The organism is Poseidonocella pacifica, from assembly GCF_900111875.1.
GTDB lineage: Bacteria > Pseudomonadota > Alphaproteobacteria > Rhodobacterales > Rhodobacteraceae > Poseidonocella > Poseidonocella pacifica.
Genome location: NZ_FOJU01000002.1, coordinates 370,473 through 383,296 on the forward strand (window position 1 = coordinate 370,473; position 12,824 = coordinate 383,296).

Here is a 12,824-nt window from a genome sequence, read left to right on the forward strand (position 1 = left end):
CCATGGAGCAGCCCGAGGAGATTGTCCCTCGCTTCACGGCCGCTTGGATGGAGCGGGACGCCGCACAGCTGGCGAGCCTCTTTGCTGCGGACGCCGAATTCGTCAACGTGGTGGGCCTATGGTGGCACGACAGAGAAGCCATTGAGAAAGCCCACCACTACGGCCTCTCCACCTTCTTTGCCGAAAGTACGCTCACGCCCGGCGCCATTCGCATCCGGCGCGTCGGATCGTCAGCGGCAATCGTACAGTGCCGCTTCACGCTGACGGGTCAGATCGCGCCAGATGGATCTATTGGCGGGGCACGGCAGACGATCCTGACCTTCGTGCTCGAACGGCAGGGGGCGATCTGGCACTGCGTCGCGGCCCAAAACACCGATGTCGTACCAGGGGCAGAGACGCAGCTTGCCCACCGAGACGCGTTACGCCCTGCTGACTACCGCGCCTGACCTGTCGAGAAAGTGCCGCCGCGAACCATTGTTCCGGGAATGGTGAAAATGACCCGCGCGCTTTCCTGTCTTGCCTATTCTTGCGCTGAGGCTTAGACCCCGCGCAACTTGCGACGGGGAGTACAGATGCCCATTCTCGTGATGAAATTCGGCGGCACGTCCGTCGCGACGCTGGACAGGATCCGGCGCGTAGCGAAACGCGTAGGCGTGGAGGTGGCCAAGGGCTATGACGTGATCGTCATCGTCTCGGCCATGTCGGGTGAGACGAACAAGCTCGTCGGCTATGTCGAGGAAACCTCCCCGCTCTTTGATGCGCGCGAATATGATGCCGTTGTATCGTCGGGCGAAAATGTGACGGCCGGCCTCATGGCGCTGACCTTGCAGGAAATGGATGTGCCGGCGCGCAGTTGGCAAGGGTGGCAAGTGCCTCTCAAGACGACATCCGCGCATTCTGCGGCACGGATCACCGAGATCCCGACCGACAACATCACCCAGAAGTTTGCCGAGGGTATGCGCGTTGCGGTCGTCGCCGGCTTTCAGGGGATCAGCCCCGAGGGGCGCATCACCACACTCGGCCGAGGAGGCTCGGACACCACCGCGGTTGCCTTTGCCGCCGCTTTCGAGGCGGAGCGGTGCGACATCTATACCGATGTCGATGGTGTCTATACCACTGATCCGAGGATCTGCGAGAAGGCCCGCAAGCTCGACCGGATCGCCTTCGAGGAAATGCTGGAACTTGCCTCGCTCGGGGCCAAGGTGCTGCAGACTCGCTCGGTCGAACTGGCAATGCGCTACAAGGTTCGGCTGCGGGTGCTGTCGAGCTTTGAGGAACAATCCGACGAAGCCGGAACGCTCGTCTGCGATGAGGAGGAAATCATGGAACTCAACGTTGTCTCCGGGGTCGCCCATTCGCGAGATGAGGCCAAGATGACGCTCATCAGCGTGGCCGATCGCCCCGGCATCGCCGCCGCGATCTTCTCCCCCCTGTCTGAGGCGGGGATCCACGTCGACATGATCGTCCAGAACATCTCCGAGGATGGCCGCACCGACATGACCTTCTCCTGCCCCGTGAATCAGGTGGCACGCGCGGAACAGGCGCTGGAGAAAGCTAAAGAAAGCGGGTCGATCAACTTCCACGATCTCGTGGCTGATACCGGTGTCGCGAAGGTGTCGGTCGTGGGGATCGGAATGCGCAGCCATACCGGCGTGGCGGCGACGATGTTTCAGGTGCTTGCCAAGGAAGGCATCAACATCAAGGTCATCACCACCTCCGAGATCAAGATTTCCGTGCTGATAGACCGGAAATACATGGAACTCGCGGTCCAAGCCCTGCATGATGCTTTCGAACTGGAGAAAGCCGCCTGATCACGCAAGCCTGAGGGCGGCGTCGGCGCGGCGCGGGTGGGCAGAGCGAGATAATGGCTGAAACGCGCGAATCTGAAAGCCGGAAACTGCTTGGTCGGCTGCGCGATGTCATGGCAGATCGCGCAGCGGGTCAGGAACGGCTCGACCAGATCACCCACCTGATCGCTGATAGCATGAAGACCGAGGTTTGCTCGATCTACCTCTTCCGCGACGACGAAACGCTTGAACTCTGCGCCACCGAGGGTCTCAAGGCGGAGGCGGTGCACCAGACACGCATGCGGCTTGGTGAGGGGCTCGTTGGACGGGTCGCCCGCACATCTACGCTTGTGAACACCCCTGACGCGCCCAAGGCGCGGGGCTTTCGCTATATGCCCGAAACCGGCGAGGAGATTTATTCCAGCTTTCTCGGCCTGCCGATCCAGCGCTTGGGGGAAACCTTGGGCGTGCTGGTGGTGCAATCGAAAGCCGCACGCGAATTCTCCTCCGATGAGGTCTATGCGCTTGAAGTCGTGGCGATGGTGCTGGCCGAAATGGCTGAGCTTGGCGCCTTTGTCGGTGAGGGTGCTGCACTCAAGGCGCGACATCAACAATCCGTTCTGCTGCGCGGAACCACAGCGCAGGAAGGTACGGCAGAGGGCCACGTCTGGTTGCATGAGCCGCGCGTTGTGGTCACCAACCCTGTTGCCGATGACCCGGTCAAGGAGAAATCCCGGCTCGAAGAAGCGGTGGACCTGCTCCGTGTAAGCGTCGACCAGATGCTGGAAGGGGCCCAGAACGGGGATGGCGAGCAGCTCAAGGTGCTGGAGACCTACCGGATGTTCGCCAATTCCAAGGGCTGGATGCGGCGGATGGAAGAGGACATAGACAACGGACTGTCCGCCGAAGCCGCTGTCGAACGGGAGCAGTCGGTCGCGCGCACCCGCATGGCAAAGGCAACGGATCCCTATTTGCGAGAGCGGTTGCACGATCTCGACGATCTGTCCAACAGATTGCTGCGCATTTTGACAGGTCAGGGCCGGGAGACCGGCGCCGAGATGCCGCCCGACCCGGTGTTGATTGCCAGAAACATCGGACCTGCCGAACTGCTCGACTATGGCCGCGCGCTCAAGGGCATCGTATTGGAAGAGGGCAGCGTCGGCAGCCACGCGGCGATCATCGCCCGGGCCCTCGCCATTCCTCTTGTGATCCATGCGACCCGGATCACGACCGAAGCGCTCAACGGCGACCATATCATGGTGGATGGGGATCAGGGCAATGTGCACCTGCGCCCTGACGATACGGTGACGGCCGCTTTTCGCGACAAGATCGCCATGCAGGCCGCCGCGCAGGAGCGCTATGCCTCCATCCGAGAAAAGAAATGCGTCACGCTCTGTGGTCAGCGGATTGAGCTTCACATGAATGCCGGCCTTATGGCCGACCTGCCCTCTCTCGAAGGTTCAGGCGCGGAAGGTGTGGGTCTGTTTCGCACGGAGCTGCAGTTTCTGATCCGCGCGCAGATGCCCCGCCGGTCTGAGCTTTCGTCGCTCTATGCCCGCGTGCTGGACGCGGCGCAGGGCAAGCCTGTCGTGTTCCGCACACTCGATATCGGGTCCGACAAGGTCCTGCCCTATATGAAGACGATCGACGAGCCGAACCCCGCCCTTGGGTGGCGCGCCATTCGCGTCGGGCTCGACAAACCCGGCGTCATGCGCATGCAGTTGCAGGCGCTTCTGCGCGCTGCGTGCGGGCGGGACCTGCACATCATGTTCCCGTTCGTCGCGCAGTACGAAGAATATACCCGCGCGCGCGCCGAGGTGGACAAGACGCTTGCCCGCGAAGCACGTCTCGGCCACACACTGCCGGACAAACTGCGCGTCGGTGCCATGTTGGAGACCCCCTCACTCGCCTTCGCGCCGATTCAATTCTTTCGCGATGTCGAGTTCATCTCGATCGGGGGCAATGACCTCAAACAGTTCTTTTTCGCCGCTGATCGCGAGAACGAACTGGTACGTCGCAGATATGACACGCTGAACGTCTCCTTCCTAAGCTTCATCGAACGGATTGTGGAGCGGTGCGACGCGACGAACACGCCGCTCAGCTTTTGCGGTGAGGATGCGGGCCGACCTGTTGAGGCACTCTGCTTTGCGGCCATAGGGCTGCGCTCGCTGTCGATGCGCCCCGCCTCGATCGGGCCGGTGAAATCGTTGCTCATGCGCTGTGACCTGCGCGAGGTGCGCAAGGTGATCCACGATGCACGGCACCGTGGGGCACAATCGGTTCGACCCGCTGTTATGGACTGGCTCCGAGAAAACGCTGGTTGAAATTTTTGCATCTGTGGTTTTTGTTACCGCAACGGCAAGCAGAGTGTAGACTTATCGTTAATGTTTCTCTCCAGCGTAATTTTTCAGTACAGGATTTAAGCGATGCAGTGTTCAAGCTTACTGCCCCTTGTGGGTGCGCTTGCTGCCATGGCCACCGGCGTCGGTGCCGCTACCTTGACAAATGGGGTCGACGACGGCTCGGTCATCATTGAGGTGGATGAATACGGAACCTTCGGGACATGGGCCATTGGCAGGGAAGGCGATGGCGATGGCGATGACAGTATCGTACCCCTTGCTATCGCCATATTCCCGAGATGTTCTCAATTTTCAATCCGGTAGGCGATATCGGCCCCGCTGAAACGGTCTACCAGAGCTTTATTTACGCCCCGCAGATTGGCGGCGGACGCGCCCCGCTATCCCAAATTTTACGCGCAGCGCTTCGATAGTTTCCCAAACTGACATACCCTTCGTGACAAATTTCGGACTCGACGCGCTGAACATCACACTAACTCGAAGCCTTACCGTGTCCTTCGATGGTGATGTTCGCCTTGGGACTGTTCTGTCGCAGCAGTTCGTCATTGAAAACGCCGGCGCAACCACAAACTTCGATTTCATACGCTACCTAGACGGTGATCTCGAATTCGACGACTCGATCGACGACGCGGGCGGTCGAATTACTGTTGGGGGAAGCGAGGTACTTTTCGAAACAGACTCAGCTTCTGACGGGACCAATACGGATACTTTCGTGGGTATCAGTCGATCAGTCGGAGGCATGACCGAGCCGACCGAGGCCCAAAACTTCGAGATCGATGTTTATTCCGACCTCCAGAACAAAATCCTAAGCGGTCAGAATCTTGGCAACACGATCGAGGGCGACGATGACAACGATGGGTTTACCGATGAAAATTACGATGTAACCCTCGCGCAGCAGAATTTCTTTAGAATTCTGGAGAACCAGACTGTCGTCTATACGACCAACACGCTTTTCGGGAACGCAGTGCCACCTGCGCCCGGCTCAATCGAAGCGTTGCCGCTTTTGCCTGATAGCGTCGGCCCCGATGGCGGATTTGTGTTCGAACTGGACGCTCGGGAAATCGTGGTAGGTGAGACGATCTTCATCGATCCCATCATCGCCATGGGCTACACTTCGGGCACGACCTTCGCGTCGGTTACGGCCCCATCCTTTGGGGTGGTACCTGATCCCGATGGGTATACCCTCACCTTTGGTGCAACCTCTGTCTTTCTCGCTTCGGGGAGTACCTACAACTTCGGGGCAGGCGTCACGAACTTCACCATCACCGGGATCGACACCGGTCTTGCGCTTGATCCAACCAATCCAGCAGCCTTCGTAACGGGGGTATCTCTCAATACCTTTTCGTCCACGTCGATTGTTATCACGCAAACGCCGATCGAAACCTACATCCCCGATCCATCACCCGTACCGCTGCCCGCTGGCGTCTGGTTGATCGGGACCGCGCTTGCCGGACTTGGCTTTGTATCGCGTCGCCGGCGCGTTGCCGCTTGATGGTATCGCACGAAAAACAGTCCCCGGTCCGTTTCGGGCCGGGGATTTTCATTGCGGCGACGGTTGTCTCTCTTCTCGCCACCCCAATCCTCGCCGCGGATGACCAAGGACGCTTTGCCGTAGATGGTGTGGGGCGTCAGCCGTGCTCTGTGTTGGTTGAGGCAGTGCGAAGCGAAAACCGCGAACAGATCATCGCATTCGCCAGTTGGACCGACGGATTTCTGACCGGCGCGAATGTCTATGGTCTCGACACTTTCGACATCACCCCATGGCAACCCATTGAATTGCTGCAAGCCAAACTGCGGCAGTATTGCGAAGCGAACCCTGACGTCGCGGTCATCAATGCGCTCGGTCGGCTCGCCTCGGTTCTGGAGCCGGACCGTCTCGCCGAGGCGGATGAACTGGTTTCGGTGCGCAATGATGGCCAAGGGGTCTTTATCTATGGCGCGATGCTCGACCGGGTGCGCCAAGCTCTTGCCGAGGCCGGGCACCCCGCACCAAGCGAGGGGTTCGATGCGAAATTTGCCGACGCGTTGGTCACTTATCAGGCGGCGAACGACCTACCCCAAACCGGACTTCCCGACCTCGCGACGCTCAATTCACTTTTTCCCTGACTTATTCCACCTCGCGTATTGCATCGGGGCTGAGTTTCTGGATCGCGTCGTACTGCGCCAAAAAGACCTCACCTGTCAGTTCGTCGAGGAAGTGACTGCGGCGCAAGCGATCCATGACCGGGCCTTTGACTTCGGACAGGTGTAGCGTGATCCCCATATCCTTCAGCCGGGTGTTGATCGCCTCAAGCGTCTCCAAGGCTGACAAGTCGATCTCATTCACCGCAGAACACATCAGGACGACGTGCTTGATCGCCTCATCGCGTATCACCCGGTCCAGGATCAGATCCTGCAAGAAGCTTGCATTGGCGAAATACAGGCTTTCGTCGATGCGCAGGGTGACGATCTCGGGATGGGTACTCGCTTCGTGGCGCTTGATATTTCGAAAATGCTGGGTGCCGGGGACAAGACCAACTTCGGCCACGTGGGGGCGGGATGTCTTGTAAAGGAACAGCCCGATGGAAATCATGACCCCGGATGAGACGCCGACCTCCACCCCGAACCCGAGGGTCAGCACGATCGTGGCGGCGACCGCGGCGAAGTCGACCCGGCTATATCCCCAAGCCCGCGCGAGGATGGAAAAATCCACGAGACTCAGCACCGCCACGATGATCGTGGCCGCCAGCGTCGCCTTTGGGAGGAAAAACAGCAGTGGTGTCAGTAACAGCGCCGCGAAGAGTATCCCAATCGCAGTGAAGGCCCCGGCGGCAGGCGTCTCTGCCCCGGCATCGAAATTGACGACCGAGCGGGCGAACCCCCCGGTAACCGGATACCCCCCCGTGAGTGACGCCGCGATGTTGGAAGTGCCAAGCCCGATCAACTCCTGATCCGGCTCGATCCGCTGTCGGCGTTTGGCGGCAAGCGTCTGCGCGACGGAAACGGATTCCACGAACCCGATGATGGAGATCAAAAGCGCGGAGACGAAGAGCCCCTGCCAGATGTCGGGCGAAAAGCTGGGCAGGGTTAGCGGCGGCAAACCTGTGGGCACCTCGCCCACGATGGCTACGCCGCGCTGATCCAGTCCAAAGAGCCAGACCGCCAACGTCGTTGCCGCCACGGCCAACACTGGCCCGGCCTTCGCGAGCAAGTCCGCGCTACGTCCGGCAAGTCCAGCGGAGAGCAGAAGCGGCTTGAGCCCCTTGCGCACCCAAAACAGGAAAGCTGTGCTGAGCACGCCAATAACCACTGTTATGAAGTTCGTCTCGCTCAGGTGCGCGCTGAGCGACCCAAGCAGATGGATGAGCGTGTGCCCCTCCGCTTGGATGCCCAGAATGTGCTTGAGTTGACTTGCCGCGATGAGAATGCCCGAGGCGGTGATGAAGCCCGCAATGACCGGATGGGATAGAAAGTTCGCCAGAAAGCCCAAGCGCAGCAGGCCAAGTACCGTGAGCATGACCCCCGATATGAAAGCCAATGTGATTGCCGCAACGGCGTATTCTGCAGGCGACTCAAGGCCAAGATTTCCAACGGCGGCGGCTGTCATGAGCGAGACAACCGCAACCGGCCCCACCGCCAACGCACGAGACGTGCCGAAGATCGCATAGGCAAGCAGCGGAGCGATCGAGGCATAGAGGCCCATCTCAGGCGGCAGCCCCGCCAACAGGGCATAGGCAAGCGACTGCGGGATAAGCATGATCGTCACGATCACCGCAGCCACCAGATCGGAAGTCAGCGTGGTCCGATCGTACCGCTTGCCCCATTCGAGCACGGGGAAATATCGTTTGATCCGCGCGCCCGTCTTATGGCCGCTGCGCTCAGATGGTGAGGTCGGCTCGTTCTTACTTGTCATGTCACTGATCCCGGTATTACGTATTACATATATTGAATACGTTTGCCGGGATCAAGGCCGAGTTCAGTGCGACTCGTATCCATGCCCGGAGGCTTTGCCGCCAAAGATGGTATAGGCGAGGATGGTATACCCCAAGATACACGGCAAGACGATACAGGTTCCAACCAGAATAAAGATCAAACTCTCAGGCGCGCTTGCCGCTTCGTATATCGTGATGCGGTCGGGGACCACATAGGGATAAAAGCTATAGGCCATGCCCGCGAAGGCCAGCACGAATATCCCGATGATAATCGCGAAAGGCAACCACTCCCGCCGCCCGACTTCGAACCGGTTCAGGACCACCCAAAGCGTAAAAATGAGCGCGATTGCTATGATCGGAAGCGGGACGAGCCATAGAATCTGAGGCAGCGCGAACCACTTGTCGAAAATACGCGTGGACACAAGGGGGGACGCGGCGGAGATCGCCGCCATACCCGCAACTAGCCCCCAGATGCCCCCCTTTGCCCAGCCGAGAGCTTTGAGTTGAAGCTCCCCTTCGGCCTTGATCAGCAACCAAGCAGAGCCGATCGCGCTATACCCCACGACGAGAAAGGCCGACGTGACAGCAGCAAATCCCAGCGTGGCGAGTTCTATCCGCAGCCCCATGATATAGAGCCCGAGCATCGCCCCTTGTGACAGCGCAGTGAGCAAACTGCCCGCAAAAAAGAGCCAGTTCCAGAAGTCCTTGCGCGATTCCGCCGTCTTGAGACGAAATTCAAAAGCCACTCCGCGCAGGACCAACCCGATCAGCATGACCGCTACCGGCAGGTAAAGCGCGCTGAGGATCACCCCATGGGCTACCGGGAAGGCGACCAGAAGGACACCGATCGACAGCACCAACCACGTCTCGTTGGCATCCCAGAATGGACCGATGGAGGCGATCATCTCATCCTTTTCCTTTCTCGAGGCGAAAGGGAAAAGCAGCCCCACCCCGAGGTCGAACCCGTCGAGTACGACGTAGATCAGGATCGCAAAGCCCATGAGGCTCGCGAAGACAAAAGGAAGCCACACTGCGGGGTCACCGAATTGTTCGAACATGCCTGTCTCCTCAGCTTGCCGCGACTTCGGCCGCTGCCGAACCCGAAGTCGGTACATCCTGCTCGGCATCGATGCCGTCGCTTTTGGCCGCTTTCCACGCGATGCGGAAAAGAACATAGACGTAGGCCGACAAAAGCGCCGCATAGAGCAGCAGATAGGCGATGAGCGTGGATGCAACCATGCCCGCGCCGACCCCCGTAACAGCCTGTTCAGTCTTCAGCACGCCCTGCACCAACCATGGTTGCCGGCCAATCTCCGTCGTGTACCAGCCCGCGAGCGTCGCGAGCCAACCGGAGAAACTCATGGGAACGAGGGCCCAGAGAAACCACCGGGGCAATGCGTGATCTCGCCCCCGGAGCAACAGGGCCGACGCAAGCCAAGAGATCCCAAGCATCGCAATGCCCGTGCCCACCATGATGCGAAACGCGAAAAACACAGGCGCCACCGGCGGATGCAGCACGTCTCCATCGTCCGACACGAAATCATTGAGGCCGGGAACCTCCCCATCAAGGTGATGCGTCAGGATGAGCGACGCGACGTTCGGGATTCCGATCTCAAGCCGGTTCTCCCGCAATTCCTCATCCGGAAGCGCGAAGAGAACAAGAGGTACACCCTCGTGGGTTTCCCAGTTGGCCTCCATCGCAGCGACCTTCTGGGGTTGATACTCCAACGTGTTGAGGCCGTGTTGGTCGCCCACGAAAATCTGCACGGGAATGAGAATGGCGGCCAGAAACATACCGGTTCGCAGCGTCGCCGCGACCTGTGCGGAGCGCTCGCCCATAAGTTGGCGGAAGGCGGAAATACCGGCAACGAGGAATGACGCCGTCAGGCCGCTGGCGATCAACATGTGAACGAGGCGATACGGCAAGGAGGGATTGAAAATCACCTCGACCCAACTCGTCACATGCGCAACGCCGTCCCGCATTTCAAACCCTGCGGGCGTATGCATCCAGCTGTTGAGCGAGATGATCCAGAAGGCCGATAGGGAGGTACCGGTCGCGACCAGTACCGTCGCCGTCATGTGAAGCCACCCCGGAACGCGCGCCGCGCCGAACAGCATAATCCCCAGAAATACCGCTTCGAGGAAAAACGCCGTCAGAACCTCATAGGCAAGCAGCGGTCCCGCGACATTGCCGACCGTCTCCATGAACCCGGGCCAGTTCGTTCCGAACTGAAACGACATCGTAATGCCGGAGACGACCCCCATCGCGAATGTCAGGGCAAAGAGTTTCACCCAGAAGCGATAGGCATCCATAAAGTGCTCGCCGCCGCCCCTCGCGTAGCGGACACGGAAGTATACCAGGATCCAAGCAAGAGCGATCGTGATCGTCGGGAAAAGGATATGGAACGAGATGTTCGCGGCGAACTGAATACGCGAGAGCAGGAGCGTTTCCATGGCGAATTCCTGTCTAGTGGCAGTGCAAGAACATACTTAGCACGCATCGGCGAAACGTCCTCCCCCTGCGACAGCACGGCACGGCATTGATCGCCCACAGTCGCCAATCCGCCGCTTTTCCCTCCAAGAGACGAATTTCTTGTCAGATGGATCGCCCCGGCGAAAAAAAAGGGTCACCTGCCCCGCAACCCTGAGTTACGCTCAGTCAATCTTTGGCTGCATGAGACAGCCGGGGAGAAGGCATCAGGAGGTATGAAATGTCTGGAAAATTCGTCGTCGGCTATGACGGCAGCGAGATGGCAAAGCGCGCGGTAAGTTTCGCCGCGGCACGTGCCAAGGCGCAGGACGGTACGATCGTCCTGGTGCATGTCCTGGAATGGTCCCCCTATTCCTTTCTGACCCCGAACGAGGTCGAAGAACGCCACAAACGCCGCAAGGAGGAGTTGGTCCGTGCGGAGACGGCCCTGATGGACCCTGTCGCCGCCAAACTGCGCGAAGACGGCATCACGGTCGAGACACAGATCAAGTACGGCCATATCGCCGAAACGCTTGCGGCGATCTCCAAGAGCACTGGCGCGCTGGAGATCATCATCGGCCGCAATGGCCATTCCCCCATCGGCAGCAGGGTTTCTGGATCCGTCGCGGGTAACCTCGTGCAGACCGCCCCGGTGCCCTGCACAATCGTGCCGTAGAGCACCAAGGGACACAAAGGACAGGGACATGATGAAACACATCACACAACGCGCAGGCCTTGGCGCCGCGCTCGCCCTCGGAGCGCTTCCGGCACAGGCGCAGGGGATCGACGAGACGATCAACCGGGTCTTTGCCGACTACACAGGCTGGTATGTCGGACTGATCTTCGCTGACCTGCCGGGCACGAACTTTTCGTGGATCGCGCTCTGGCTCGTGGTGGCCGCGCTGATTTTCACATTCTACTTTGGATTTATCCAACTCAAGGGTTTCGCCCATTCCATCCGGTTGGTGAAGGGCGACTATTCCGATCCCGACGACGCGGGCGAGGTCAGCCACTTTCAGGCGCTGACAACCGCTCTGTCGGGCACGGTCGGTCTCGGCAATATCGCAGGTGTCGCGGTTGCCGTGGGGATCGGCGGGCCGGGGGCTACCTTCTGGATGGTCATGGCCGGCCTCTTTGGCATGGCCACCAAGTTCACCGAATGTACGCTGGGGGTGAAATACCGCAACGAGTATCCAGACGGCACGGTCTCCGGTGGGCCGATGTATTATATCACCAAGGGCTTCAAGGAACGCGGTTATCCCGGTGGAAGCTTCCTTGCGGTGCTATTCTGCATCTTCACGATCCTTGGTGCCTTGGGCGGCGGCAACATGTTTCAAGCCAACCAAGCGCACGCACAGATCGCGAATGTGGTTGGGGACTACCCGGGATGGATCACCGGGATCATTCTTGCCGTCGTCACCTTCACGGTGATCGTTGGCGGGCTGCAATCCATCGCCCGCGTGACAGAGAAGGTCGTTCCTTTCATGGGCATTTTCTATGTCTTGGTCTCTCTCCTCATCCTTGTGATGAACGCGGATCAGATCCTCTGGGCCTTTGGTCGCATCTTTGAGGGCGCATTTACCGGGCTCGGCGTCATGGGCGGCTTCACCGGGGCGTTGATCCAAGGCTTCCGCCGCGCGGCATTCTCGAACGAGGCCGGCATCGGTTCCGCCGCCATTGCCCACTCCGCCGTGCGCACGAAAGAACCGGTAACAGAAGGCTATGTCGCTCTGCTCGAGCCGTTCATCGATACGGTCGTGATCTGCACCATGACGGCGCTCGTCATCGTCATCACGGGCGTGCTCAACGTCGATGCGGAAACCGGGCTCTATATCTGGAACGCAGAAGCGGGCCGCATTTCCACCGACGGCGAGGTTGCCGGCGTGGCGCTAACCTCCGCTGCCTATGCGCGGGCCTTCTCATGGTTCCCCGTCCTGCTGGCCATCGCGGTGGTGCTCTTTGCCTTCTCCACGATGATCAGCTGGTCCTACTACGGGCTGAAGGCGTGGACCTACCTCTTCGGCGAGGGCAAGACCAAGGAGACGGTGTTCAAGGTCATATTCTGCCTCTTCATCGTGATCGGCTCCGCGGCCAACCTTGGCCCGGTAATCGACTTCTCCGATGCCATGCTCTTCTCCATGGCGGTGGTGAACGTTATTGCGCTCTACCTGTTGATGCCCATCGTCAAGCGCGAGGTGAACTCCTACGTCACCCGCCTCCGCGCGGGCGAGATCAAACGTTTCAAGAGCTGAAAATGGCGAGGCCCCCGGCGCAGTCTGGGGGCCATTCCAGAATCAGG

11 protein-coding genes are annotated in these 12,824 nt (G+C 59.7%); 8 read left to right on the forward strand and 3 right to left on the reverse strand.

Going from position 1 to position 12,824, the window contains the following annotated elements; genetic code table 11:
* The first annotated feature begins 2 nt into the window (after nucleotides 1–2).
* The 6 genes from BM234_RS06925 to BM234_RS06950 all read left to right on the forward strand — a co-directional run bounded on the left by BM234_RS06925 (nucleotide 3) and on the right by BM234_RS06950 (nucleotide 6,250).
* Nucleotides 3–446, forward strand: a complete 444-nt coding sequence (locus BM234_RS06925; RefSeq protein ID WP_092062306.1) for an SgcJ/EcaC family oxidoreductase — start codon at nucleotides 3–5, stop codon at nucleotides 444–446.
* A 126-nt stretch (nucleotides 447–572) separates the two neighbouring features.
* On the forward strand, nucleotides 573–1,811 hold the full coding sequence (locus BM234_RS06930; protein ID WP_092062309.1) for an aspartate kinase: 1,239 nt from the start codon (nucleotides 573–575) through the stop codon (nucleotides 1,809–1,811).
* Nucleotides 1,812–1,864: 53 nt separating this feature from the next.
* Nucleotides 1,865–4,111, forward strand: coding sequence for a phosphoenolpyruvate--protein phosphotransferase (ptsP, locus tag BM234_RS06935; protein ID WP_092062312.1), 2,247 nt, complete (start codon nucleotides 1,865–1,867; stop codon nucleotides 4,109–4,111).
* Nucleotides 4,112–4,213: 102 nt separating this feature from the next.
* Entirely contained in the window at nucleotides 4,214–4,450 is a 237-nt protein-coding gene (locus tag BM234_RS06940) for a hypothetical protein (RefSeq protein WP_092062315.1), read from the forward strand.
* Between the two features lie 130 nt (nucleotides 4,451–4,580).
* Nucleotides 4,581–5,636 carry a VPLPA-CTERM sorting domain-containing protein gene (locus tag BM234_RS17630; protein ID WP_092062318.1) on the forward strand — a complete coding sequence of 352 codons (1,056 nt, stop codon included), beginning with the start codon at nucleotides 4,581–4,583 and terminating at the stop codon, nucleotides 5,634–5,636.
* Nucleotides 5,636–6,250 (forward strand): peptidoglycan-binding domain-containing protein, encoded by a 615-nt coding sequence (locus BM234_RS06950; RefSeq protein WP_092062321.1) that lies wholly within the window; start codon nucleotides 5,636–5,638, stop codon nucleotides 6,248–6,250. The genes BM234_RS17630 and BM234_RS06950 overlap by 1 nt, the downstream gene beginning before the upstream one ends.
* 1 nt (nucleotide 6,251) lies before the next feature.
* Here the strand turns inward: BM234_RS06950 and BM234_RS06955 are convergent, their stop codons facing one another.
* From BM234_RS06955 to BM234_RS06965, 3 genes are all read right to left on the reverse strand, one after another.
* Nucleotides 6,252–8,036 carry a SulP family inorganic anion transporter gene (locus tag BM234_RS06955; protein ID WP_092062324.1) on the reverse strand — a complete coding sequence of 595 codons (1,785 nt, stop codon included), beginning with the start codon at nucleotides 8,034–8,036 and terminating at the stop codon, nucleotides 6,252–6,254.
* A 63-nt stretch (nucleotides 8,037–8,099) separates the two neighbouring features.
* Nucleotides 8,100–9,113 (reverse strand): cytochrome d ubiquinol oxidase subunit II, encoded by a 1,014-nt coding sequence (locus BM234_RS06960; RefSeq protein WP_092062327.1) that lies wholly within the window; start codon nucleotides 9,111–9,113, stop codon nucleotides 8,100–8,102.
* Between the two features lie 10 nt (nucleotides 9,114–9,123).
* A complete protein-coding gene (locus BM234_RS06965; RefSeq protein WP_092062329.1) occupies nucleotides 9,124–10,509 on the reverse strand; it encodes a cytochrome ubiquinol oxidase subunit I in 1,386 nt (461 codons plus the stop codon).
* A 257-nt stretch (nucleotides 10,510–10,766) separates the two neighbouring features.
* Here BM234_RS06965 and BM234_RS06970 point away from each other — a divergent pair, with 257 nt between their 5' ends.
* Entirely contained in the window at nucleotides 10,767–11,201 is a 435-nt protein-coding gene (locus tag BM234_RS06970) for a universal stress protein (protein WP_092062332.1), read from the forward strand.
* A gap of 31 nt (nucleotides 11,202–11,232) precedes the next feature.
* The gene (locus BM234_RS06975; RefSeq protein WP_092063256.1) at nucleotides 11,233–12,777 is read left to right on the forward strand and encodes an alanine/glycine:cation symporter family protein; all 1,545 of its coding nucleotides are present in this window, start codon (nucleotides 11,233–11,235) and stop codon (nucleotides 12,775–12,777) included.
* The last annotated feature ends 47 nt before the right edge of the window (nucleotides 12,778–12,824 follow it).